We start from the raw sequence: 23,335 nt of genomic DNA, 5'->3' as shown, positions 1-23,335 counted from the left end.
CAGGCAGACACTGGCGCGGATTATTTCAGCCAGTCCGGGGTATTGAAATTGGCCAGCCGCGGGTCATTTTCGGCGCATTGCCAGGCCCGTGCATTGAGCTGGAGCATGATTTTGCGCGGGCTGCGTTCACCTGCCTGCCAGGCTGCCTCGAATGCATCTTTCAGGGCTGTGGGGATCACGCACAACAGCGGTTCCCAGTGCTCCCCGTGGCGCACCATCAGCGGCTGATCGGGATGTTGAGCGGCTGCGTCCAGCAGGGCATCGAGCAACCCGCGGTCGATTTTCGGTACATCGCAGGGCAACACCAGCAAGTGTGAGTGGCGGGCCACGGCCAGCCCGGCGCGGATCCCCGCCAACGGCCCGGCAAAGTCATCATTGCCATCACTGACCAGTTGATCGGCCAGGCGGGTGTACTGTTCGTGGTTGCGATTGCAGGAAATGATCAGGTCATCGGTCAGCGGGCGGGTGACGCGCTGGGCATACGCGATCAGCGGCTGACCCTGCCATCTCACCAGCCCCTTGTCCTGACCGCCCATGCGCTGGCCACGGCCACCTGCCAGCAGCAAGATGGAGCATTGAAACCGGTTCATATGGAACTCCGCGCAACCAGGCAAAAGAAGCGCTGTGATATAACACCGGGCTGTTTCTCCTACAACTGGACCTCGTCTATGAAAGCCAAGGTTGATGCACCTTTCGTACCTTTGAATATCGCCGTTCTTACCGTCAGTGACACTCGAACCCTGGAAACGGACACTTCGGGTCAGGTTTTTGTCGATCGCCTGCGTGATGCCGGGCACAACCTGGCGGCACGGGTGTTGCTCAAGGATGACCTGTATAAAATCCGCGCCCAGGTCGCGACCTGGATCGCCGACGATGGGGTGCAGGTGGTGCTGATTACCGGCGGCACAGGTTTTACTGCACGGGACAGCACGCCAGAAGCCGTCAGTTGTCTGCTGGACAAGCAAGTAGATGGCTTTGGTGAACTGTTCCGCCAGATCTCCGTGGCCGATATCGGCACTTCGACCGTGCAGTCCCGGGCTCTTGCCGGCTTGGCCAACGGTACGCTGGTGTGCTGCCTGCCGGGTTCGACCAACGCTGTACGCACCGGTTGGGACGGGATATTGGCCGAGCAACTGGATTCCCGTCATCGCCCCTGCAACTTCGTCGCCCACTTGAAGCAGGCACCGGCCTGTGAAACCCGTGGATAAGCCGGGCCGAACTGGCGCGCTGATGCCCGTCGAGGTGGCACTTGAGCGTTTGCTGGCACTGGCTGAGTCGGCGCCGATCCTTGACACCGAATCGGTTCCGGTGGGTGCAGGTGATGGCCGCGTACTGGCCCACGACTTGATTGCAAGCCTTGATCTTCCCCCTTGGCCCAACAGTGCAATGGACGGTTATGCGTTGAACCTGGGCGACTGGTCCGGGCAACCGCTAACCGTTAGCCAGCGAATTTTTGCCGGTACTGCCCCGGAGCCACTGGCGCCAGGTACCTGTGCACGCATTTTTACTGGTGCCCCGGTACCTGCGGGCGCGGACTGCGTCGAAATGCAGGAAAATGCCGTGGTGCAGGTCGACGGACGAGTGGTATTTACCCATGCCTTGCGTGCAGGTCAGAACATTCGTCCTAAAGGGCAGGAAACCACCATTGGTGAGGTAGTCCTTACTGCGGGGACGCGCTTGGGGCCGATCGAGCAGGGTCTGGCAGCATCCCTGGGCTGCGCCGAGCTGCGAGTGATGCGACGGGTCAAGGTGGCAGTGTTATCCACTGGCGATGAACTGATCGAGCCCGGGCAGCCGTTGGGCCCGGGGAAAATCTACAACAGCAACCGCATAGTGCTGTGCAGCTGGTTAGCGCGCATGGGCTGTGAAGTGGTCGATGGGGGGATTCTGCCTGATGACTTGCCCGCCACCCGCCAGCGGTTGGGTGAGTTGGGAACGGTTGACCTGATTTTATCCACCGGCGGAGTGTCGGTTGGTGAGGCAGACTTTTTGGGCATTGCGTTGCGCGAAGAGGGCGAGCTGGCGCTGTGGAAGTTGGCAATCAAGCCGGGCAAACCCCTGACCTGCGGGCATTTTCGCGGTGTGCCGGTGATCGGCCTGCCAGGTAACCCTGCCTCGACTCTGGTGACGTTCGCGTTGCTGGCACGGCCTTATCTGCTGCGCCTGCAAGGCGTGCAGGCTGTCGAACCGCTGAAGTTCCAGGTGCCTGCAGGATTTGTCTGGCCCAAGCCGGGCAATCGTCGCGAGTACCTGCGCGGGCGTTTGGAGCAAGGGCGTGCGGTGATTTACAAAAACCAGAGTTCAGGCGTGTTGCGCAGCGCGGCATGGGCTGAAGGGCTGGTGGAAGTCCTTGAGGATTGCACCCTGGCCGAAGGCGACCGGGTGGGGTTTATCCCGTTGAGTGAAGTGCTGGGCTAGCACTGTTGCGTTACCCGTGGGAGCGGGCTTGCTCGCGATTGCGTCGCTGCGGTATTTCAGGTCCATCGTGGTGATCGCCATCGCGAGCAAGCCCGCTCCCACAATGATCTCAGGCAGGCGCGCGCCCATAGATATCAGTCAGGCGCACGATGTCGTCTTCGCCCACATACTCGCCGCTTTGCACTTCGATCATGACCAGTTCAGCCTCCCCGGTGTTGCCCAGCCGGTGTGGGCTGCCGGGTTTGATAAAGGTGGACTCGTTGGTTTCGAGGGTGAAGTCCAGGCCATCATTGTTCACTTCGGCCCTGCCACTGACCACGATCCAGTGTTCGCTGCGCCGTTGGTGCACCTGCAGGGACAGCGCGGCTCCGGGCTTGACCACGATGCGTTTGATCTTGAACCCCGGACCTTCCTCCAGCACGGTGTAGGTGCCCCACGGGCGGGTCACAGTGCGGTGCAGGCGATAGGCGTCGTGGCCCTGGAGTCTGAGTGTTCGGGCGATGTGCCTGACGTCCTGGCTGCGTCGGGCGTCGGCCACGAGCAGAGCATCCGGCGTATCGATAATGATCAGGTCGTTTAGTCCGACCCCGCCCACCAACCGTTTCGGCGAATCGATGTAGCAGTTGTGTACATCGTGCAGTACGTTTTCGCCAGTACACTGGTTGCCATTGGCGTCGGCCGGGGTCAGCTCGCGCACCGCCTGCCATGAGCCTATGTCACTCCAGCCCAGCTGGCAGGGCACCACGGCAACTTTTTGCGAGCGCTCCATCACGGCGTAGTCTATGGAGATATCGGGCACCAGGGCGAAACTCTGGCTGTCCAGTTCGAGGTGGCGTTGTTGTTTGCCCTCAAACATCTGGCTGTGATCAAGGCAGTGGGTCACGGCATCCAGTACCAGAGGCGCATGGGCCCTGAATTCTTGCAGTACGCTGTCGGCGCGCATGCAGAACATGCCGCTGTTCCACAGATGCAGGCCGCCGTCGAGGTAGCCCTGGGCCGTTTTGGCGTCCGGTTTTTCAACAAACTGCGCCACTTCAAAGCCATCCTGGTTCAGCTTCTGGCCTTTTTCTATATAACCAAAGCCGATTTCGGCCCGGGTTGGCAGTATGCCAAAGGTCACCAGCCAGCCCTCGTCGGCCAGTTTGCGGGCGTTGTCGACGGCCCGGCCGAAGGCGGCAATATCGGTGATCAGATGGTCGGCGGGGAGCACCAGCAACTGCGTATCACCGCCGTAGCGCTGCGCAATCTGCAAGGCGGCTGCGGCAATCGCCGGGGCAGTATTGCGGCCAAATGGCTCGAGGATAAAGTCCAGTTCGATGTCGTCCATGCTCTGTGCGCGGTAATCATCAAGCGTGCGAAAAAACACCTCCCTGTTGGTTACGGTCAGCAACGGGCCAACGTCACGCAGGCCGGTTGCGCGGGCAAAGGTCTTTTGCAGCAGGCTCTGACCATCGGGCAGGCACATAAAGGGCTTGGGCATGGCCTCGCGCGACACTGGCCATAGCCGGGTGCCAGCGCCACCGGCGATGATGCAGGGAACCAGTGTGCTCATACAGAACGCCTCTAGAATCATTGGACAACTTACAGGGGTTGAAGTCTGACCGGTTCTGCGCTTTTGATCGAGCCGTGAAGGTTAAATCACGGGTGCATGGGCCTTTTCGGTCTGGCTGTTGTCCAAGCAATCAGACCGTTATGTCGAGGGATGGAATATGAGTGCAGGTAAGGCTTTTTTGATTTTGCACGGCAAGCAGGCGCTCAACGAAGACGTGCGCGCTGCCGTTGAGCAGCAGCGGGCGGCGGGGTGGGAACTGGCGGTGCGGCTGACCTGGGAGGCCGGGGATGCGCAGCGTCTGGTACGCGAGGCGCTGGAGGGCGGCTACACCCGGCTGATTGCCGGTGGCGGCGATGGCACTTTGCGTGATATTTGCGAGGCGATGGCACTGGCCGATACCGAGGCCAGTCTGGTGCTGTTGCCGTTGGGCACCGCCAATGACTTTGCCCGGGCGGCCGGTGTGTCCCTGGAGCCCGCTCAAGCCCTGGCCTTGCTCGATGTGCCAGCCTGTCCCATCGATCTGGGTGAAGTCGACGGCCAGTTGTTTTTGAACATGGCCACCGGTGGCTTTGGTAGCCAGGTCACGGCCAATACCTCCGAAGACCTGAAAAAGGTCCTGGGCGGCGCGGCCTATCTGTTTACCGGGCTGTCGCGCTTTACTGAGCTGCACGCGGCCTATGCCGAGCTACAGGGGCCGGACTTTCACTGGCAAGGCGAGTTGCTGGCGCTGGGCATCGGTAACGGTCGTCAGGCCGGGGGCGGGCAAGTCCTGTGCCCTGAGGCGCTGGTCGATGATGGCTTGCTGGATATCAGCATTTTGCCAGCACCCACGGAAATCGTCGGTACGCTCAAGAGCCTGATGACCGAAGGCTGGGGGCTGGATAACCTGTTTGTCCGCGCGCGTTTGCCCTGGGTCGAGATCAAGGCCGCCGAGGGGCTGGCGATCAACCTCGATGGTGAGCCGCTTGCGGGCGATGCGATGCGCTTTGCCGTGCGCAAGGGTGCTTTGAAGGTCCACTTACCCCAGGGGTCGCCTTTGCTGGGCCAGTCAGAACTGCGGGTTGGTTGATAGCTAAACGATATCAAGGTCCTGGGAATCCGGCCGATAAGGTCAGGCATCAAGTACCTACCCCAGGAGTTACTCATGGCCGGCATTCTCGACACGGTAGACCAGCGCACTCAACTGGTCGGTGAAAACCGACTGGAACTTCTCATGTTTCGTCTGGCCGGCAGGCAGTTGTTCGCGATCAACGTGTTCAAGGTGCAAGAAGTCCTGCAATTGCCAAAACTGACCTTGATGCCGCACCGCCATCCCCATGTGTGCGGCGTGGTCAACCTGCGCGGTAAAACCCTGCCGGTGATCGACCTGTCCCAGGCCATCGGCATGCGTGCGCTGGTGCCGGGCCCGGACAGCACCATTATCGTCACCGAGTACAACCGCTCGGTGCAGGCCTTCCTGGTGGGCGGGGTTGACCGTATCGTCAATATGAACTGGGAGGCCATCCTGCCTCCACCCGCCAGTGCCGGGCGCAGTCATTACCTGACGGCCATCAGTAAGGTCGAGGAGCAATTGGTCGAGATCATCGACGTGGAAAAAGTTCTTGCCGAAATCGTGCCGTACAACGCCAAAGTCTCGCGCGAGAAGCTTGCCGATCCGATCTTCGAGCAAGTGCGCGGGCGTGAAGTGCTGCTGGTCGATGATTCCAGTGTAGCGCTGGCGCAACTGCGTGAAACGCTTTCGCAACTGGGGGTCAAGATGCATATTGCCAGCGATGGTTTGAAGGCGCTGAACATGCTCAAGGGCTGGGCCGATACCGGGCAGGTAATGACCGACAAGTTGCTGATGATCTTCACCGATGCCGAAATGCCGGAAATGGACGGTTACCGGTTGACCACTGAAATCCGTAATGACCCGCGTTTGCGCGCGCTGTATGTGGTGTTGCATACCTCGTTGTCCGGCAGCTTTAACGAGTCGATGGTGAAAAAGGTCGGGTGCGACAATTTTCTGTCCAAATTCCAGCCGGACAAGCTGGTGGATGTCGTACGCCAGCGCCTGATACTGGACCAACAACCTGCTTGAAGTCCCGCACCTTTGCATCAGTGATCGGCTCGTATACTGTGGCTTTTTTAACCCCGCAGGGAGCTGAGTCATGCTGCGTCTAAGCGCGCTTTATCGTTTTCCACTTAAATCCGGCAAAGGTGAAAGCTTGCCTCTGGCCACGCTGGACAAGCTGGGGCTGGTGGGCGATCGACGCTGGATGTTGGTGGATGAAGCCAGCGGGCGGTTTCTGACCCAGCGTGCCGACCCCAAAATGAGTCAGCTGTCTGCGCTGTGGAATGTCGCCGGTGGCTTGACCTTGAATGCCGAAGGGTTCGAGGCACTGGAGGTCACAGTGCCGGATGCCGATACCGACCTGCGTGGCGTGACGATATGGCGCGACACCTTGCGTGTACCGGATGCAGGGGATGCTGCTGCTGACTGGCTAAGCCGCTTTGTAGAAAAGCCGGTGCGGCTGGTGCATGTGCCACTGCAAAGGGCGCGCACCACGGAGTCGGGCTACGGCCGGGATGATGACCAGGTTGCGTTCGCCGATGGTTATCCGCTTTTGCTGATTGGCCAGGCATCGCTGGATGATATTTCGCACAAGATCGGCCGGCCGATGGACATGCTGCGCTTTCGCCCCAACCTGGTGATCGAAGGCAGCGAAGCCTTTGCCGAAGACGGCTGGAAGCGTATCCGCATCGGCGATGTCGAGTTCCGCGTGGTCAAGTCCTGCTCGCGCTGCATCCTCACTACTGTTGATCCGCATACAGGGGTGCGTGATGAACAGCGCGAACCGCTGGCGACCCTGATGACCTACCGCAAGCAGGAAAACGGCACCATGTTCGGTCAGAACCTGGTTAACGAGGGTAATGGCGTTCTGGAAGTCGGCATGCCGGTAACAATTCTGGAGTAGCCAAGCCCTGTAGCAGCTGCCTCGTTCCTTCGGCAGTTGCTACAGGCTACCTGTCACTGATCATCAAAATAGCGCTCATGCCAGTCCACTACAGGCTGTGGTGCATTGAGCTTTTGCCCGTAGATCACCGAATAAGACAACACGTTCTGCACGTACTGGCGGGTTTCGTCGAACGGGATGCTCTCGATCCACACGTCGAAGCCCAGGTGGTTGGCACCCTTGAGCCACTGGCGCACACGTCCCGGCCCGGCGTTATAAGCCGCTGAAGCCAGCACCCGGTTGCCGTTGAACTGGCCATGCACCTGGCTCAGGTAAGCGGCACCCAGCTGGATGTTCTTGTCGGGGTTAAGCACTTGCTGCGGCGAGGCCAGCGGGATGCTGAATTTTCGTGCGGTCTCTTTGGCGGTGGCGGGCATCAACTGCATCAGGCCGCTGGCGCCAACGCCGGAGCGGGCGTCATCCATAAAGGCACTTTCCTGACGGGTGATGGCGAATACCCAGCTGGAGTGCAAGCCGCGGAGTTTGGCTTCGCGCACCAGAGTATCGCGGTGGGCCATCGGGAAGCGAATGTCCAGGTCATCCCAGTACTGGGCCTGGCTGATGGTGCGGATAGCCGGGAAATACCACTTGAGGTCGTAAGCCAGCTTGGCCTGGGCGACCATTTCGTCACGGCTGAACAGGCGACTGACGTAATACCACTCACGACGACCATCGACCACCTGGCCGCGGTCATGGAATTCAAGTGCGCGCTGCACGCCTGGCGTATTGCGCACTTTTTTGATCAGTTGCGGGCTGAGCACCAGCGGCCGGTTGTTGAGTTGATAAGGGGTTTGCGCCCGGTCAGCGGCCAGGAACCCGTAGAAATCACGTTCGTTGGCGACTTTTTTGAACAGGACCTGAGCTTGCGGGTTTTTGGGTTCGGCCAGTTCAAGGCTGCGGGCCTGCCAGTAGCGCCAGCGGCTGGTGGTTGCCAAGTCTTGTGGGAGTTTGCGGGTGAGCTGGTAGGCATCTTCCCAGCGGCCCAGACGCAGCAGCAGACGCAGGCGCCACTCGGTGACGGTATTGTCCCGCAGTTCGGGGTCGTACTGGGTCATGATGTCCAGGCCGCGGCTGTCGTAGCGGCGGGCGAACGTCAGGCCGATTTCCCGGGCGATGGCGACTTTTTCATCGCGGGAAAAATGCATGTTGGTGGCGTAGGTGTCGAGCAGGGACGCGGCTTTTTCCGGGTCCTGACGTGCCAGGCGGCGCAGGCCCAGGCCTACGGCGTCAGACATGGCCTCGCTGGCCGGGGCAAAACGTGACGGCTGGCTGAGCATGTCGGGTTTTTGCGCCACGTCAATCATCAGCCGGGCTTGTGGGCCAAGCGTATTGAGGCCGTTGGCGAGTTGCGTGGCCAGGGCGTAATTACGTGCTTCAGCGGCCAGTTTGACCCGCTGCCAGCGTTTTTGCTCGGTCAACTGGCCTGCCGCGGCCCATTGGCTGAACAGGGCATCGCAGGCGGCCGGTTGCGCCTTGCCGACCATCCAGAGTTTTTCTGCGCTGGCATAACCCTCGGCCTTGCGGTTGTGTTGCAACTCATATTGGCCGTTGAGGCAGTCCAGCTCGGTGAAGTTGAGCTTGGGGTCGTAGTACTTTGCGAAAGTGGCCCAGTCGCCACGGTCTGCCAGCCAGCGCAGCCAGCGCAGTTTCATCCAGTTGGCTTGCGGCAGGTCGCCATGTGCGGCGAGAAACTGTTCGATTTCTGTGTTGCTTGCGGACTTCAGGCGTGCGGTCAACTCGTCATAGGCCAGGTACGGCGTAAGCGGGTAGCTGCGCAAGGCTGCGGAATTTTGAAAGTAAGGGCCGGAATCGCCTTTGGCCAGGGCGCGCTTGGCCTGGTCGTAGAGCTGGCGTTGTTGGGTCAGGTCTGCGCCATGGGCGGCTTGCACGGCGCAGCTGGTGAGAAGCAGGCAGGATAAAAAGTTGAAGAGACGACTGCGCATGAGGCTTCCGTACTGATAAAAAACGTGACGAGCGCAGGCCGAACCTGCACTGATTATTTCGTAGCTTAGCCTTTTGCCAGCGACGCGTGAACGTCTTGGCGGCCAACCATAGCAACTTGGCACTAAATGAAGGCAAGACGGCACCGTACAAGAAATACCCGGCCGCCCGGGGGTTCAAATCAGGTAGAATGCGCGCCCAGTTTTTGGAGAAGCTCATGACCCTGCTCAAATTCAGCGATGTGTCCCTTGCTTTCGGCTCTATGCCGTTGTTGGACAAGGTGTCCTGGCAGATCGCCCGTGGAGAGCGGGTGTGCATCATCGGCCGCAACGGTACCGGCAAGTCCAGCATGATGAAGCTGGTTAAAGGTGATCAAAAACCCGATGACGGCTCTGTTTGGCGCGCGCCCGGCCTCAAGATTGGCGAATTGCCGCAAGAGTTGCCGGTTGCCGACGAGCGGACTGTATTCGACGTTGTGGCCGAAGGCCTGGACGGTGTTGGCGAGTTACTGGCCCAGTACCATCACTTGAGCCAGAACATCGTCACCGATGCTGACCTGGACAAGCTGATGCACGTCCAGCAAGACCTCGAAGCCCGTGATGGCTGGCGCTTGCAGCAATTGGTGGACAGCACCCTGAGCCGCCTGCAATTGCCCGCCGACAAAACCCTGGCCGAATTGTCCGGCGGCTGGCGTCGTCGCGTCCTGCTTGCACAGGCTCTGGTTTCCGAACCGGATCTGCTGCTGCTCGACGAACCGACCAACCACCTGGATATCGGCGCAATCGCGTGGCTGGAAGAGGCCCTCAAGGACTTCCAGGGCGCGGTTCTGTTTATTACCCATGACCGTTCATTCCTGCAGAACCTGGCCACCCGGATTCTGGAGCTGGACCGTGGCGGCCTGATCGACTGGAATGGCGACTACGCCAGTTTCCTGGTGCACAAGGAAGCCACCCTGGCCGCGGAAGAAACCGCCAATGCGCTGTTCGACAAGCGTCTGGCTCAGGAAGAAGTCTGGATCCGCCAGGGCATCAAGGCCCGTCGCACCCGTAACGAAGGCCGCGTGCGCGCCCTGAAAGAACTGCGCGTAGAGCGCAGCGAACGTCGCGAGCGTACCGGCAAGGCGAATATCCAGCTGGACACGGCAGACAAGTCCGGCAAGCAAGTGATGGTGCTGGAAAACGTCAGCTTTGCTCACCCGGGTGGTCCGTTCCTGCTCAAGGACTTCTCGATGGTGCTGCAGCGCGGCGACCGTATCGGCCTGCTGGGTGCCAACGGTACCGGTAAAACCACGTTGCTCAAGCTGATGCTGGGCGGCCTGGTGCCAACCGAAGGTACGGTTGAAGAGGGCACGCGTATCGACGTGGCTTACTTCGATCAGCTGCGCCATCAGTTGGATCTGGAAAAAACCGTGATCGACAACGTGGCCGAAGGCCGCGACTTTATCGATATCGACGGCCAGAGCCGTCACGTGCTCAGCTACCTGGGTGACTTCCTGTTCAGCCCTCAGCGTGCCCGCACGCCGGTCAAGGCGCTGTCGGGTGGTGAGCGTGCGCGTCTGTTGCTGGCCAAGCTGTTCAGCAAGCCGGCCAACCTGCTGGTGCTCGATGAGCCGACCAACGACCTCGACGTTGAAACCCTGGAGCTGCTTGAGGAGGTGCTGCTGACCTTCAAGGGCACTGTGCTGATGGTCAGTCACGACCGGGCATTCCTCGATAACGTGGTGACCAGCACCCTGGTTTTCCAGGGCGAAGGCAAGGTTCGCGAGTACGTGGGCGGTTATCAGGACTGGCTGCGTCAGGGCGGTTCACCGCGCCTGCTGGGCGTGACCGAGAGCAAGTCGGGCAAAGCCGACCTCAACTCGGCCGTGGTCGAGGCTGCACCGGCACCTGTGGCTGCTCAGCCTGCTCCTGCGGCGAAAAAGAAACTCAGCTACAAGCTGCAGCGTGAGCTGGAAGCCCTGCCGGCCGATATCGACGCCAAGGAACAGGCCATTGCTGCGGTTGAAGCAGAAATGGCTGACGCTGGTTTCTATCAACTGCCTGCGGCCAAAACCGCGGAAGTGATTGCCAAGCTTGAAACATTGCAAGCCGAGCTTGAGCAGCTGGTTGAGCGCTGGGCCGAGCTGGATGCCTGATTGACCCCGTGCTGAACTGAAAAAGCCCGGCCCTTTTATAAGGGGCCGGGCTTTTTTGTGGTTGCTGCAGATAAACTCAGTCAGGTTTTTTCAGGCTGACCGCCAGCACGTCGCACGGTGCACCATGCAGTACGTCGTTGGCGGTCGAGCCCAGCAGCAGGGCGAGGCCGTGGCGGCCGTGGCTACCAACCACGATCAGGTCGCAGTTTTGCGCTTTGGCCAGGGCATGGATTTCCTGGCGCGGCTGGCCGTAGTTCAGGTGGCAGTAGTCCTTGTGCAGCTGCGGGTATTTGGCGATCAGGCGTTCAAGGCGTTCCTTGGCCTGGTCGAATTGTTGCTGCTGCAGTTGCGAGAGATCCATTGGCACATCGCCGCCGAACGCCATCGCCATCGGTTCGACGATATGGATCAGTGACAATTTGGCGCCGTTGGCCTTGGCGCTTTCACTGGCGCGGTTGATCACGGGGTCACATTCGTCGGTCAGGTCGACGGCGACCAGGATATGTTCGTAGGGCATGTGGGGTGCTCCTGTAGATGGCGATTAATTATGAGTATGGCCCTTTTCCAGAGCCTTGGTTCAAGTCTGGGTCATGCGTTTATCAAGCAGTGAGAGTACAGATATGACGGTATGGATAGTGGTGTCAATCCTGGCACTGGTTCTGAGTCCCCTGGCGTGGTTGCGCCCGTCCCGGGGGCAAAGTGGTCGGATGGACCTGCGCATGGAGGCGCGGCGCATGGGGTTGTCCATGCAGCTGGCGCCTCAGGAGTGGCCGCACTGGCTTGAGCCGCAACCGCCCGGTTCCTGCGCGCAGTACCACCGTCCGCGCCGCAGTACTAAACCTGATGTTTGGTGCTATTGGCAATCGGCACCGGGAAAATGGCTCAATCGCTGGCAGGAAGAATGCGAGGACGAGCGCCTGCTGGCGCAGTTTCGCAAGCTGCCAGCCAATGTCTACAAGGTTGAGGCCGATAAACAAATGATTGTGCTGGTCTGGGGCGAGAAGGGCGAGGCCCAGGTGCTCAAGGCGATCGATGAGGTGCTCAAGGCGCTGGCATGACCCTTGTGGGGGCGGGCTTGCCCGCGATGGAATCGGCGGGGTGTGGCAGACAAACCGCGGCGTCTGAATCGCGAGCAAGCCCGCTCCCACACTTTTCACCTGCAAGGCGCCGCAATGGTTTCGGGCGCTCATAGCGCAGGTGTCTAAACTGACTGCCGGGTCGTTTTGTCATCATTGTTTTGGACAATTGACAATCGATCGCTTTTCCGTGAAGGTGTCGACACCCAAATCAAACGGGCGTATGAATTGAGTGTTTGTCGTGTCGGACGATGCTTGTTCAATCCCGATTATCGCGTTGGCGGGTGTGCCTGGCGGATTGGCAACAGCATTGACGCAAAGGTCAGTGACAGCCAGACGCTAGCTTCTGACGTGTACTGTTCAGCTTCCATATCCTGGAGATCAGTTGATGATTTACGAAGGTAAAGCCATCACGGTTACGGCTCTTGAAAGTGGCATCGTCGAACTCAAGTTCGACCTCAAGGGTGAGTCCGTCAACAAGTTCAACCGTCTAACCCTGAACGAATTGCGTCAGGCAGTAGATGCGATCAAGGCAGATGCTTCGGTCAAGGGTGTCATCGTTTCCAGCGGTAAAGACGTGTTTATCGTCGGCGCCGACATCACCGAATTCGTTGAAAACTTCAAATTGCCGGATGCCGAGCTGATTGCCGGCAACCTGGAAGCCAACAGAATCTTCAGCGATTTCGAAGACCTCAACGTACCTACCGTCGCGGCCATCAATGGCATCGCGTTGGGCGGCGGTCTGGAAATGTGCCTGGCAGCCGACTTCCGGGTCATGGCTGACAGCGCCAAGATCGGCCTGCCGGAAGTCAAGCTGGGTATCTACCCGGGCTTTGGCGGCACCGTGCGTCTGCCACGCCTGATCGGCGTTGATAACGCGGTTGAATGGATTGCCTCCGGCAAGGAAAACCGCGCAGAAGACGCTCTGAAAGTAGGTGCCGTTGATGCTGTGGTCACCGCTGACAAGCTGGGCGCAGCTGCCCTGGACCTGATCAAGCGCGCCATCAGTGGTGAGCTGGACTACAAGGCCAAGCGTCAGCCGAAGCTGGAAAAGCTCAAGCTCAACGCAATCGAACAAATGATGGCGTTCGAAACCGCCAAAGGTTTCGTGGCTGGCCAGGCCGGCCCGAACTACCCGGCCCCGGTTGAAGCGATCAAGACCATCCAGAAAGCCGCGAACTTCGGTCGTGACAAGGCGCTGGAAGTGGAAGCTGCAGGTTTTGCCAAACTGGCCAAGACCTCCGCTTCAAACTGTCTGATCGGCCTGTTCCTGAACGATCAGGAACTGAAGAAAAAAGCCAAGATCTACGACAAAATCGCCAAAGACGTGAAGCAGGCCGCCGTTCTGGGTGCAGGCATCATGGGTGGCGGTATTGCCTATCAGTCGGCCTCCAAAGGCACGCCGATCCTGATGAAGGACATCAACGAACACGGCATCGAGCAAGGGCTGGCTGAAGCCGCCAAGTTGCTGGTGGGTCGCGTTGATAAAGGTCGCATGACTCCGGCGAAAATGGCCGAAGTACTGAACGGTATTCGTCCTACTCTGTCCTACGGCGATTTCGGCAACGTCGACCTGGTGGTCGAAGCGGTAGTCGAGAACCCGAAGGTCAAGCAAGCGGTACTGGCGGAAGTGGAAAACCATGTTCGCGAAGACGCCATCCTGGCTTCCAACACTTCGACCATTTCCATCAGCCTGCTGGCCAAGGCCCTCAAGCGTCCGGAAAATTTCGTCGGCATGCACTTCTTCAACCCGGTGCACATGATGCCGCTGGTTGAAGTGATTCGTGGCGAGAAGTCCAGCGACCTGGCTGTTGCCACCACCGTTGCCTACGCCAAGAAAATGGGCAAGAACCCGATCGTGGTCAACGACTGCCCGGGCTTTTTGGTCAACCGCGTATTGTTCCCGTACTTCGGCGGTTTTGCCCGTCTGGTCAGTGCCGGTGTCGACTTTGTGCGCATCGACAAAGTAATGGAAAAATTCGGCTGGCCAATGGGCCCGGCGTACCTGATGGACGTGGTCGGCATCGACACCGGCCACCACGGTCGCGACGTGATGGCTGAAGGCTTCCCGGATCGCATGAAAGACGACCGCCGCTCGGCGATCGACGCTCTGTACGAGGCCAAGCGCCTGGGTCAGAAAAACGGCAAAGGCTTCTATGCCTACGAGGCTGACAAAAAGGGCAAGCAGAAGAAAGTCGTTGATTCCAGCGTACTTGAAGTGCTCAAGCCAATTGTTTACGAGCAGCGCGACGTGACCGACGAGGACATCATCAACTGGATGATGATTCCGTTGTGTCTGGAAACCGTACGCTGCCTGGAAGACGGCATCGTTGAAACCGCAGCCGAGGCCGATATGGGTCTGGTCTACGGTATTGGCTTCCCGCTGTTCCGTGGCGGCGCACTGCGCTACATCGATTCGATCGGTGTTGCAGAGTTCGTGGCCCTGGCCGATCAGTACGCTGAACTGGGCGCGCTGTACCACCCGACTGCGAAGCTGCGTGAGATGGCCAAGAACGGCCAGAGCTTCTTCGGTTAAGCGCCCCATTAGAGTGAGAGTGAAATTATGAGCTTGAATCCTAGAGACGTGGTGATTGTAGACTTCGGTCGCACCCCGATGGGCCGCTCCAAGGGTGGCATGCACCGCAACACCCGTGCTGAAGACATGTCTGCGCACTTGATCAGCAAAGTGCTGGAGCGCAACAACAAGGTTGACCCGAGCGAAGTGGAAGACGTGATCTGGGGCTGTGTGAACCAGACCCTGGAGCAGGGCTGGAACATCGCGCGCATGGCGTCGCTGATGACCCAGATCCCGCACACCAGCGCTGCACAGACCGTAAGCCGCCTGTGCGGCTCGTCCATGAGTGCCCTGCACACGGCTGCGCAAGCGATCATGACCGGCAACGGTGACGTTTTCGTGGTTGGCGGCGTCGAGCATATGGGCCACGTGAGCATGATGCACGGCGTTGACCCTAACCCGCACATGTCGCTGTACGCGGCGAAAGCCTCGGGCATGATGGGTTTGACCGCTGAAATGCTGGGCAAGATGCACGGCATCACCCGCGAACAGCAGGACGCATTTGCAGTGCGCTCGCACCAGTTGGCGCACAAGGCGACGATTGAAGGCAAGTTCAAAGACGAAATCATCCCGATGCAGGGATATGACGAAAACGGCTTCCTGAAGATTTTCGACTACGATGAAACTATTCGTCCAGATACCACCCTGGAAAGCCTGGCGGCGTTGAAACCTGCTTTCAACCCTAAAGGCGGTACAGTGACTGCGGGCACGTCGTCGCAGATCACCGATGGTGCTTCGTGCATGATCGTGATGTCGGCTCAGCGTGCAAAAGACCTGGGCCTGGAGCCTTTGGCCGTTATCCGCTCCATGGCCGTTGCCGGTGTGGATCCTGCGATCATGGGCTATGGTCCAGTACCGGCTACGCAAAAAGCGTTGAAGCGTGCGGGCTTGAATATGGCTGATATCGACTTCATCGAGCTTAACGAAGCTTTCGCTGCACAGGCCCTGCCAGTGCTGAAAGATTTGAAAGTGCTCGACAAGATGAATGAGAAGGTTAACCTGCACGGCGGTGCCATCGCTCTGGGTCACCCGTTTGGATGTTCGGGCGCTCGTATCTCTGGCACTTTGCTCAATGTAATGAAGCAAAATGGCGGCACCTTCGGGTTGTCCACCATGTGCATTGGTCTTGGCCAGGGCATTTCCACCGTCTTCGAACGCGTCTAAGCGTTGCGATGATGGAAGCCGGGGCCTTGTGCCCCGGTTTTTGTTTTTAAGCGTTTTTATTTTTTTATTTTGCAGAGGGGCCGCAACATGCCGCTACAACCCGGGCTCTATCAACATTACAAAGGCCCTCAATATCGGGTATTCAGTGTGGCTCGCCACTCCGAAACCGAAGAGGATGTAGTGTTCTACCAAGCCCTGTATGGCGATTACGGCTTTTGGGTGCGCCCGCTGAGCATGTTCCTGGAGTCAGTCATTGTCGAGGGCGAACAGGTCCCGCGCTTTGCCCTGATTCAGGCCGAACCCAGCGTTTTTTCCCGGCCATAAGGCATGGTCGCGCAGAACCCTGTGCTTGACCTCACCTTGTAGCCACTATATATAGCGGTGCCGCGTCAGGCGCGAACCGCCTTTCACTTCTAGAATTCAGGAATTTTCTGATCCATGGGCAAATCGCTGGTCATTGTGGAATCCCCGGCTAAGGCCAAGACCATCAACAAGTACTTGGGTAACGAGTACGTGGTGAAGTCGAGTATCGGCCATATCCGAGACCTGCCCACCAGCGGTTCGGCTAGCGCCAGCAAAGAACCTGCTGCCAAGCGTGGTAAGGCTGCGGCCGGCGAGGCGCCGGCCCTGTCGCCAAAAGAGAAAGCTCAAAAGCAGCTGATCTCGCGCATGGGCGTCGATCCGGAACATGGCTGGAAAGCCAAGTACGAGATCCTCCCGGGCAAGGAAAAGGTCATCGAAGAGCTGCGCCGGCTCGCCAAGGATGCTGACACCATCTATCTCGCAACCGACTTGGATCGCGAGGGGGAAGCCATTGCCTGGCACCTGCGCGAAGCCATCGGGGGTGATGACAGCCGCTACAAGCGCGTGGTGTTCAACGAAATCACCAAAAAGGCGATTCAGGAAGCTTTTTCCAAGCCGGGTGAACTGGATATCAACCGGGTCAACGCTCAGCAGGCACGCCGTTTTCTCGACCGTGTAGTGGGTTACATGGTTTCGCCGCTGCTGTGGGCCAAGGTTGCCCGTGGCCTGTCGGCAGGCCGTGTGCAATCGGTGGCGGTGAAGCTGGTGGTGGAGCGTGAGCGCGAAATTCGTGCGTTCAACCCCGAAGAATACTGGGAAATTCACGCCGACCTTGGCACCGCCAAGGGTGCCAAGGTGCGCTTCGACGTTGCCCGCGAAAAAGGCGAGGCGTTCAAGCCGCTGAACGAAACCCAGGCCATGGCTGCCCTGGAGAAGCTCAAGGCTTCCAGCTACAGCATCGTCAAGCGTGAAGACAAACCGACCAGCAGCAAGCCGTCGGCGCCGTTTATCACGTCCACCCTGCAGCAGGCAGCGAGCAATCGCCTGGGCTACGGGGTGAAGAAAACCATGATGATGGCCCAGCGCTTGTATGAAGCGGGCTACATCACGTACATGCGTACCGACTCCACCAACCTGTCGGCCGATGCGGTCGAAATGGCACGCACCTACATTGAAGGCGAGTTCGGCGCGGACTACCTGCCGCCGGCAGCCAACGTGTACAGCAGCAAGGAAGGCGCACAGGAGGCTCACGAAGCGATTCGTCCTTCCGACGTCAACATGCACCCGAGCAAGCTGACGGGCATGGAGCGCGACGCTGAGCGCCTTTACGAGCTGATCTGGCGCCAATTCGTGGCATGCCAGATGCTGCCGGCCAAATACCTGTCGACCACCGTCACTGTGGCGGCCGGTGATTTTGAGCTGCGTGCTAAAGGTCGCATCCTCAAATTCGACGGTTACACCCGTGTGATGCCGCAAATTGCCAAGCCGGGCGACGACGATGTGCTGCCGGACATGGCCCAGGGCGATAAGCTCAAGTTGATCGAGCTCGATCCGAGCCAGCACTTCACCAAGCCACCTGCGCGTTACTCCGAGGCCAGCCTGGTAAAAGAGATGGAAAAGCGTGGCATCGGTCGTCCTTCGACCTATGCAGCGATCATCTCGACCATTCAGGATCGGGGTTACGTGGCGTTGCACAACCGCCGTTTCTACTCCGAAAAAATGGGCGATATCGTTACCGAGCGCCTGTCTGAAAGCTTCTCCGACCTGATGGACTACGGTTTTACCGCCGGCATGGAAGAGAACCTCGATGACGTGGCGCAAGGTGAGCGCGACTGGAAAAACGTGCTGGACGAGTTCTACGGCGACTTCAAGAAGAAGCTTGAAGTTGCTGCTGCGCCGGAAGGTGGCATGCGCGCCAACCAGCCAGTCATGACAGATATTCCGTGCAAGGAATGTGGTCGTCCGATGCAGATTCGTACGGCATCGACCGGCGTATTCCTGGGTTGCTCGGGCTACAGCCTGCCGCCGAAAGAGCGCTGCAAGGCCACGGTCAACCTGGTGCCGGGCGACGAAATTGCCGCCGACGACGAAGGTGAATCCGAGTCGCTGGTACTGCTGGGCAAGCACCGTTGCCCGATTTGCAGCACGGCCATGGACGCTTACCTGCTGGACGAGAAGCACAAACTGCATATCTGCGGTAACAACCCGGATTGCGTTGGCTACGAGATCGAGGAAGGCAACTACCGGATCAAGGGCTACGAAGGGCCGAGCCTTGAGTGCGACAAGTGCGGCAGCGAGATGCAGCTCAAAACCGGTCGTTTCGGCAAGTTCTTCGGCTGTACCAATGCCGAATGCAAAAACACCCGCAAACTGCTGAAAAGCGGTGAAGCGGCGCCGCCGAAAATGGATCCGGTGAAGATGCCGGAGCTCAAGTGCGAGAAGGTCAACGACACGTATATCCTGCGTGACGGCGCTTCGGGGTTGTTCCTGGCGGCCAGCCAGTTCCCCAAGAACCGCGAGACCCGAGCGCCGCTGGTGATTGAAATCATTCCGCACAAGGACGAGATCGATCCCAAGTACCATTTCCTGTGTGAAGCACCGAAGAAAGACCCGGATGGTCGCCCGGCGGTGATTCGCTACAGTCGCAAAACCAAAGAGCAGTACGTACAGACCGAAGTGGATGGCAAGCCGACTGGCTGGCGTGCGTTCTACGATGGCAAGAGCTGGAAGGTTGAAGACAAGCGTAAAGACAAAGACGCCTGATCCGAGCTGATAGCTGAATAAAAAACCGCGCAAGGGCTGCATGCCTTGCGCGGTTTTTTTTTGCCGGTTCCGGGCGTGGTTGTCGCCGCTGGAGCACTTTTTGTGGGAGCGGGCTTGCTCGCGATGGCACGTGACGCTAGGGAACGTGGGCCTTGCGCCAGCACGCCCTGATCCCTGAGACTGCACGACCTGCCTTTACCCATCCGCTGTGGAGCGCCCGCATGGCTCACGAACTCTATACCCGCACCAATCAGAAGATCTATTTCGCCGGTCTGGCCCTGGAGGCCATGAACAAGGCGAGCGAAGGTCGGGCCATGAATGCCCAGGCGCTGGTTCAGGCCGAGCGCGAGGCGGCGGTATTCCATTTATATGGTGCCTTGCTAGGCCTGTGTCATGAAATTGCAGGCTTTTATCGCCTGTCACAAGCCAGCGCACCACGGGTTGAGTTGTTGCTCACCCGGCAGGTGCTGGACGAGAAAGCCATCCCTGAACTGGCAGAGCTGGTCGAGCTGGCTTGCGCGCCGCAAACCTGGCTGGCGCAGCTGGTGGCCACCCATGCAGCGCTGTATCAGCCGCTGCAGGCGCCGAAAAAGGTCAAGGCAGATGTATTCCAGCCTTTGATCGATACGGTCAGCCTGGAAGATGAGGCGCCACATGAGCTAAGCCGCGAAACCATGGAAGAGTGGCGCCAGAATCTCAAGGCGCTGGCCATTCGGTTCCGTGACGGACTCAATGAGTGCTGAGGGTCATAAGCGAAACGGTACAGTCATTCATCAGTCTGTAGTACAAAGCGCACAGATCCTGGGAATTTCCCATAGGATGGCTGATATACTCCCACGCTTTCGTGGAGAACAAATTTATATGCCAACGTCCTTTCTAGAAATTGTCGAGTTGCCAGACGGCCGCATCGAGTTGCGCCGTGCTGAGGACGAAGGGTCTTTGGTCACGCTGAATTTTTCTGAAGATGCCAAGGCTTTTCTTCAGGGTCAGCACGTAGAGGTGGCCAAGGCCATGCTCAGCGTCGGCGTGCAAATGGCGGGTCGGCTGGCAGAAGGCGAGCTGGAAAAAGACGACGGGCCGCGCATTCTTCATTAATCGCCCCGCAACCCTGTGCCGCAGCCAGGCAAGTGCATTCTGCACTGGCCCTGTGGCAGCGTTGCTTGTTTAGCCCAGGCGAATATTCAGGCTTTGCCCGTGACCGGTGCGGGCTGCGCTGATCAACTGTTGGCGTGCAGCGCTGTTCAGCGGGTTGATCCAGCTGACAACGGTGTGGCTGCGGCCCAGGCGTAGCGCTTCGCAGGTGAGCTGCAACGCGCTTTTATTGCCGTTGGGCTGCAGCAGCAAAATTCGCTCGCGGTTCAGCCCTGCATCGCGCAGCCAGCTTTGGGTCAGGCTGGCCGGTGGTGCGATAAGGGTCAACCAGCGGGCGTTTTGCTGCTCGCTCAGTTCGCGCAGCATGGGGGCAAGCAGGTTCAGGCAGTTTCCGGCAGCACCGCGTAGCGACAGCTCACTGAAGACTTCAGGTTCGGCGCTCCAGGGTGATTCGAGCACGTCCTTGATCGCAGGGGCCATGGGCTGTGCCATGAACGCCTCGAACAGGGTCAGTTGTGCGGGCAGCGGTGTGTGGGGGAACTGCATGACGCCTCCTATTAGCGGCGAATAACGCCGACGCTCAGGCCTTCAATAACCAGTTCCTGCTCCTTGAGATTGACTTCAATAGGGGCAAAATCCGGATTTTCAGCGATAAGCCAGACTTTGCTGCCTTCACGCTTGAAGCGTTTTACGGTCACTTCGTCGTCGATGCGGGCTACCACGATCTGGCCGTTACGCGCTTCGCGGCAGGTATGCACAGCCAGCAGGTCGCCATCGAAGATGCCGACGTCCTTCATGCTCATGCCCTGTACGCGCAGCAAGTAATCAGCTCGCGGATGGAAGAAGGTCGGGTTGATGTTGCAGGACTCTTCAACGTGTTCCTGCGCCAGGATCGGCGCACCGGCAGCAACCCGGCCGATGATGGGCAGGGTGGATTCGTCAGCCTTGGCTTCGAAGCCGGGAATGCGAATGCCTCGTGAAGCCCCAGGGGTCATCTCGATGGCACCCTTGCGGGCCAGGGCCTTGAGGTGCTCTTCGGCAGCGTTGGGTGACTTGAAGCCCAGTTCCTGTGCGATCTCGGCGCGGGTGGGCGGGTATCCGTTGTCATCCAGGCATCGCTTGATGAAAGCCAGGATCTCAGCTTGGCGTGGCGTCAGTTTTAACATGATGATCGCTCTGTCTTTTTATACAGTGACTGGGATTATATACAGTGAAGGCGTATTGGCAATCATCCATTTCCGGCAGTCCGCTGGACGGTCGTCGATAAGCGCTGTGGCCCGTACCTTATCAGTTGGGGCCGGGCTGGCCGAGGCTGTGGTTAAATGCGAAACCGACCGGTCGCAAAACGAATAGGTCATCTTGACTTTTGACTGGCTGAAACGTATGTTTCAAACAAGTGTTTAAATGTTTGTCAGGCGGAGTAGTCATGGCCCAGTCGGAAACCGTTGAACGTATCCTTGATGCTGCCGAGCAGCTGTTCGCGGAAAAAGGGTTTGCTGAAACTTCATTGCGGCTGATTACCAGCAAGGCCGGGGTCAATCTGGCGGCGGTCAATTACCATTTTGGTTCAAAGAAAGCGCTGATCCAGGCGGTGTTCTCACGCTTCCTGGGGCCTTTCTGCGCCAACCTGGACCGTGAGCTGGAGCGCCGTCAGGGCAAGCCGGAGAATCGCCCGACTCTTGAGGAGTTGCTGGAGATGCTGGTCGAGCAGGCGCTGGTGATTCAGCCACGCAGTGGCAACGACCTGTCGATCTTCATGCGTTTGCTGGGTCTGGCCTTCAGCCAGAGCCAGGGCCACTTGCGCCGCTATCTTGAAGACATGTACGGCAAGGTGTTCCGCCGCTATATGCTGCTGGTCAATGAAGCGGCTCCGCAGATCCCGCCCATCGAGCTGTTCTGGCGCGTGCATTTCATGCTCGGCGCGGCGGCCTTCAGCATGTCGGGGATCAAGGCGCTGCGTGCCATTGCCGAGACCGATTTTGGCGTTAACACCTCGATCGAGCAGGTGATGCGCCTGATGGTGCCGTTTCTCGCCGCCGGCATGCGTGCCCAGAGCGGCGTCAGCGATCCGGCCATGGCCAGTGCGCAGATGCGTCCTCGCAGTAAAACTGCACCGGTCAGCGTCAAGGTTTGACCCGCTGCGGGTGGGCGCGGCAGCTTTGATCCGCTAAGCTAGCTGTCATGCCCAGCCCTGTCTTGTTCCCGTCTGCCAATTCGCCGCCGCCTCTCTGGAGTGCGGTGCGCAGGCCCGTGCCTGCGTATCCGGACCGGTTAACAAGCGCTCTCTCTTTCTAAAGGATTTCCCATGAGTTCTGCCTTGCAAGGCTCCTTGATGGTGGACGTCGCCGGTACCTGGCTGACGGCTGAAGACCGGCAATTGCTGCGCCAGCCTGAAGTGGGCGGATTGATCATCTTTGCACGCAATATCGAGCACCCGCGCCAGGTGCGTGAGTTGAGTGCTTCTATTCGGGCCATACGACCGGACCTGCTGCTGGCGGTCGATCAGGAAGGTGGCCGCGTGCAGCGCCTGCGTCAGGGCTTTGTGCGCCTGCCTGCCATGCGCGCCATTGCCGACAACCCCAATGCCGAGTACCTGGCCGAGCAATGTGGCTGGATCATGGCCACTGAAGTGCTGGCGGTGGGGCTGGACTTGAGCTTTGGCCCGGTTCTGGACCTGGACTATCAGCGCAGTGCTGTGGTCGGCAGCCGCTCGTTCGAGGGTGACCCCGAGCGCGCCGCTGTATTGGCCGGGGCATTCATTCGCGGGATGAACGACGCGGGCATGGCTGCCACCGGCAAGCACTTTCCGGGGCACGGGTGGGCTGAAGCTGACTCTCATGTAGCCATCCCTACGGATGAGCGCAGCCTGGAGCAGATCCGTGCCCATGACCTGGTGCCGTTTGCCCGTTTGAGCAAGCAACTGGCGGCGGTCATGCCGGCCCATGTGATCTATCCGCAAGTCGACAGCCAGCCCGCAGGTTTTTCCCGGCGCTGGCTGCAGGACATCCTGCGCGGTGAACTGCAATTTGATGGTGTTATTTTCAGTGACGACCTGTCGATGGCTGGTGCTCATGTGGTGGGTGATGCCGCCAGTCGTATCGAGGCCGCCTTGTCGGCCGGTTGCGACATGGGCCTGGTATGCAACGACCGCGCCGCGGCAGAGCTGGCACTCAGTGCTGCGCAGCGCTTGAAAGTTACGCCATCGCCACGGATTGCGCGCATGCGTGGCCAGGCCTGGGCCAGTACCGATTATCGGCAGAGCCCGCGCTGGCTGGTGGCGATGGGCGCACTCAAAGATGCTCAATTAATTGATTAAGGGAT

Annotated in this window: 21 protein-coding genes; 15 read left to right on the top strand and 6 right to left on the bottom strand. The window is 59.2% G+C overall.

Features of this window, described 5'->3' with window-relative positions; all coding sequences use genetic code 11:
• Positions 1 to 20 precede the first annotated feature (20 nt).
• Positions 21 to 590, bottom strand: a complete 570-nt coding sequence (gene mobA / locus FHL07_RS18830; RefSeq protein WP_095032171.1) for a molybdenum cofactor guanylyltransferase MobA — start codon at positions 588 to 590, stop codon at positions 21 to 23.
• 78 nt (positions 591 to 668) lie between these two features.
• On the opposite strand from mobA, the gene moaB reads away from it, so the two are divergent.
• Positions 669 to 1,208, top strand: a complete 540-nt coding sequence (gene moaB / locus FHL07_RS18825; RefSeq protein ID WP_095002222.1) for a molybdenum cofactor biosynthesis protein B — start codon at positions 669 to 671, stop codon at positions 1,206 to 1,208.
• Complete coding sequence (locus FHL07_RS18820) at positions 1,192 to 2,418, top strand: molybdopterin molybdotransferase MoeA (protein WP_138738780.1); 1,227 nt, start codon at positions 1,192 to 1,194, stop codon at positions 2,416 to 2,418. The genes moaB and FHL07_RS18820 overlap by 17 nt, the downstream gene beginning before the upstream one ends.
• A 109-nt stretch (positions 2,419 to 2,527) precedes the next feature.
• Here the strand turns inward: FHL07_RS18820 and FHL07_RS18810 are convergent, their stop codons facing one another.
• The gene (locus FHL07_RS18810; RefSeq protein ID WP_138738778.1) at positions 2,528 to 3,970 is read right to left on the bottom strand and encodes a mannose-1-phosphate guanylyltransferase/mannose-6-phosphate isomerase; all 1,443 of its coding nucleotides are present in this window, start codon (positions 3,968 to 3,970) and stop codon (positions 2,528 to 2,530) included.
• A 157-nt stretch (positions 3,971 to 4,127) separates the two neighbouring features.
• On the opposite strand from FHL07_RS18810, the gene yegS reads away from it, so the two are divergent.
• From yegS to FHL07_RS18795, 3 genes are all read left to right on the top strand, one after another.
• The gene (yegS, locus tag FHL07_RS18805; protein WP_095019374.1) at positions 4,128 to 5,039 is read left to right on the top strand and encodes a lipid kinase YegS; all 912 of its coding nucleotides are present in this window, start codon (positions 4,128 to 4,130) and stop codon (positions 5,037 to 5,039) included.
• Between the two features lie 75 nt (positions 5,040 to 5,114).
• Positions 5,115 to 6,050, top strand: a complete 936-nt coding sequence (locus FHL07_RS18800; RefSeq protein WP_095019373.1) for a chemotaxis protein CheV — start codon at positions 5,115 to 5,117, stop codon at positions 6,048 to 6,050.
• A gap of 70 nt (positions 6,051 to 6,120) precedes the next feature.
• A complete protein-coding gene (locus FHL07_RS18795; RefSeq protein ID WP_095020295.1) occupies positions 6,121 to 6,927 on the top strand; it encodes an MOSC domain-containing protein in 807 nt (268 codons plus the stop codon).
• Between the two features lie 53 nt (positions 6,928 to 6,980).
• Here the strand turns inward: FHL07_RS18795 and FHL07_RS18790 are convergent, their stop codons facing one another.
• Positions 6,981 to 8,909, bottom strand: a complete 1,929-nt coding sequence (locus FHL07_RS18790; protein WP_095019371.1) for a transglycosylase SLT domain-containing protein — start codon at positions 8,907 to 8,909, stop codon at positions 6,981 to 6,983.
• Between the two features lie 215 nt (positions 8,910 to 9,124).
• Here FHL07_RS18790 and FHL07_RS18785 point away from each other — a divergent pair, with 215 nt between their 5' ends.
• Positions 9,125 to 11,041 (top strand): ATP-binding cassette domain-containing protein, encoded by a 1,917-nt coding sequence (locus FHL07_RS18785; RefSeq protein WP_016780043.1) that lies wholly within the window; start codon positions 9,125 to 9,127, stop codon positions 11,039 to 11,041.
• Between the two features lie 76 nt (positions 11,042 to 11,117).
• Here the strand turns inward: FHL07_RS18785 and FHL07_RS18780 are convergent, their stop codons facing one another.
• Positions 11,118 to 11,558 carry a universal stress protein gene (locus FHL07_RS18780; protein WP_016780044.1) on the bottom strand — a complete coding sequence of 147 codons (441 nt, stop codon included), beginning with the start codon at positions 11,556 to 11,558 and terminating at the stop codon, positions 11,118 to 11,120.
• Positions 11,559 to 11,661: 103 nt separating this feature from the next.
• Here FHL07_RS18780 and FHL07_RS18775 point away from each other — a divergent pair, with 103 nt between their 5' ends.
• From FHL07_RS18775 to FHL07_RS18740, 7 genes are all read left to right on the top strand, one after another.
• Positions 11,662 to 12,099 carry a hypothetical protein gene (locus tag FHL07_RS18775; RefSeq protein WP_088379313.1) on the top strand — a complete coding sequence of 146 codons (438 nt, stop codon included), beginning with the start codon at positions 11,662 to 11,664 and terminating at the stop codon, positions 12,097 to 12,099.
• A gap of 406 nt (positions 12,100 to 12,505) precedes the next feature.
• Positions 12,506 to 14,653: a fatty acid oxidation complex subunit alpha FadB gene (fadB, locus tag FHL07_RS18765; RefSeq protein ID WP_095002215.1), complete on the top strand. Its 2,148-nt coding sequence runs from the start codon at positions 12,506 to 12,508 to the stop codon at positions 14,651 to 14,653.
• A gap of 27 nt (positions 14,654 to 14,680) precedes the next feature.
• Complete coding sequence (gene fadA / locus FHL07_RS18760; protein ID WP_095002214.1) at positions 14,681 to 15,856, top strand: acetyl-CoA C-acyltransferase FadA; 1,176 nt, start codon at positions 14,681 to 14,683, stop codon at positions 15,854 to 15,856.
• Positions 15,857 to 15,943: 87 nt separating this feature from the next.
• Positions 15,944 to 16,180, top strand: coding sequence for a DUF1653 domain-containing protein (locus tag FHL07_RS18755; RefSeq protein WP_095002213.1), 237 nt, complete (start codon positions 15,944 to 15,946; stop codon positions 16,178 to 16,180).
• A 114-nt stretch (positions 16,181 to 16,294) separates the two neighbouring features.
• Entirely contained in the window at positions 16,295 to 18,922 is a 2,628-nt protein-coding gene (topA, locus tag FHL07_RS18750) for a type I DNA topoisomerase (protein WP_095019369.1), read from the top strand.
• 221 nt (positions 18,923 to 19,143) lie between these two features.
• Positions 19,144 to 19,665: a DUF6586 family protein gene (locus FHL07_RS18745; protein WP_095020292.1), complete on the top strand. Its 522-nt coding sequence runs from the start codon at positions 19,144 to 19,146 to the stop codon at positions 19,663 to 19,665.
• 118 nt (positions 19,666 to 19,783) lie between these two features.
• Positions 19,784 to 20,017 (top strand): hypothetical protein, encoded by a 234-nt coding sequence (locus FHL07_RS18740; protein ID WP_003446620.1) that lies wholly within the window; start codon positions 19,784 to 19,786, stop codon positions 20,015 to 20,017.
• A 69-nt stretch (positions 20,018 to 20,086) separates the two neighbouring features.
• On the opposite strand, the gene sulA is transcribed toward FHL07_RS18740, so the two are convergent.
• Both sulA and lexA read right to left on the bottom strand, forming a co-directional pair.
• Positions 20,087 to 20,560, bottom strand: coding sequence for an SOS-induced cell division inhibitor SulA (gene sulA / locus FHL07_RS18735; RefSeq protein ID WP_095002210.1), 474 nt, complete (start codon positions 20,558 to 20,560; stop codon positions 20,087 to 20,089).
• Between the two features lie 11 nt (positions 20,561 to 20,571).
• A complete protein-coding gene (lexA, locus tag FHL07_RS18730) occupies positions 20,572 to 21,180 on the bottom strand; it encodes a transcriptional repressor LexA (RefSeq protein WP_029611310.1) in 609 nt (202 codons plus the stop codon).
• 260 nt (positions 21,181 to 21,440) lie between these two features.
• Here lexA and FHL07_RS18720 point away from each other — a divergent pair, with 260 nt between their 5' ends.
• A complete protein-coding gene (locus FHL07_RS18720) occupies positions 21,441 to 22,148 on the top strand; it encodes a TetR/AcrR family transcriptional regulator (protein ID WP_095002208.1) in 708 nt (235 codons plus the stop codon).
• Positions 22,149 to 22,331: 183 nt separating this feature from the next.
• A complete protein-coding gene (gene nagZ, locus FHL07_RS18715; RefSeq protein ID WP_178084397.1) occupies positions 22,332 to 23,330 on the top strand; it encodes a beta-N-acetylhexosaminidase in 999 nt (332 codons plus the stop codon).
• Positions 23,331 to 23,335 lie beyond the last annotated feature (5 nt).

Origin of the sequence: Pseudomonas sp. FSL W7-0098 (assembly GCF_005930585.1) — a bacterium.
Classification (GTDB): domain Bacteria; phylum Pseudomonadota; class Gammaproteobacteria; order Pseudomonadales; family Pseudomonadaceae; genus Aquipseudomonas; species Aquipseudomonas bubulae.
Note: the sequence above shows the minus strand (reverse complement) of the source record. Positions and strands in the feature narration are given on the sequence as shown.

Coding starts and splice junctions, on each gene's coding strand:
- mobA (WP_095032171.1), bottom strand. CDS start 590: ATGAACCGGTTTCAATGCTCCATCTTGCTGCTGGCAGGTGGCCGTGGC.
- moaB (WP_095002222.1), top strand. CDS start 669: ATGAAAGCCAAGGTTGATGCACCTTTCGTACCTTTGAATATCGCCGTT.
- FHL07_RS18810 (WP_138738778.1), bottom strand. CDS start 3,970: ATGAGCACACTGGTTCCCTGCATCATCGCCGGTGGCGCTGGCACCCGG.
- yegS (WP_095019374.1), top strand. CDS start 4,128: ATGAGTGCAGGTAAGGCTTTTTTGATTTTGCACGGCAAGCAGGCGCTC.
- FHL07_RS18800 (WP_095019373.1), top strand. CDS start 5,115: ATGGCCGGCATTCTCGACACGGTAGACCAGCGCACTCAACTGGTCGGT.
- FHL07_RS18795 (WP_095020295.1), top strand. CDS start 6,121: ATGCTGCGTCTAAGCGCGCTTTATCGTTTTCCACTTAAATCCGGCAAA.
- FHL07_RS18790 (WP_095019371.1), bottom strand. CDS start 8,909: ATGCGCAGTCGTCTCTTCAACTTTTTATCCTGCCTGCTTCTCACCAGC.
- FHL07_RS18785 (WP_016780043.1), top strand. CDS start 9,125: ATGACCCTGCTCAAATTCAGCGATGTGTCCCTTGCTTTCGGCTCTATG.
- FHL07_RS18780 (WP_016780044.1), bottom strand. CDS start 11,558: ATGCCCTACGAACATATCCTGGTCGCCGTCGACCTGACCGACGAATGT.
- FHL07_RS18775 (WP_088379313.1), top strand. CDS start 11,662: ATGACGGTATGGATAGTGGTGTCAATCCTGGCACTGGTTCTGAGTCCC.
- fadB (WP_095002215.1), top strand. CDS start 12,506: ATGATTTACGAAGGTAAAGCCATCACGGTTACGGCTCTTGAAAGTGGC.
- fadA (WP_095002214.1), top strand. CDS start 14,681: ATGAGCTTGAATCCTAGAGACGTGGTGATTGTAGACTTCGGTCGCACC.
- FHL07_RS18755 (WP_095002213.1), top strand. CDS start 15,944: ATGCCGCTACAACCCGGGCTCTATCAACATTACAAAGGCCCTCAATAT.
- topA (WP_095019369.1), top strand. CDS start 16,295: ATGGGCAAATCGCTGGTCATTGTGGAATCCCCGGCTAAGGCCAAGACC.
- FHL07_RS18745 (WP_095020292.1), top strand. CDS start 19,144: ATGGCTCACGAACTCTATACCCGCACCAATCAGAAGATCTATTTCGCC.
- FHL07_RS18740 (WP_003446620.1), top strand. CDS start 19,784: ATGCCAACGTCCTTTCTAGAAATTGTCGAGTTGCCAGACGGCCGCATC.
- sulA (WP_095002210.1), bottom strand. CDS start 20,560: ATGCAGTTCCCCCACACACCGCTGCCCGCACAACTGACCCTGTTCGAG.
- lexA (WP_029611310.1), bottom strand. CDS start 21,180: ATGTTAAAACTGACGCCACGCCAAGCTGAGATCCTGGCTTTCATCAAG.
- FHL07_RS18720 (WP_095002208.1), top strand. CDS start 21,441: ATGGCCCAGTCGGAAACCGTTGAACGTATCCTTGATGCTGCCGAGCAG.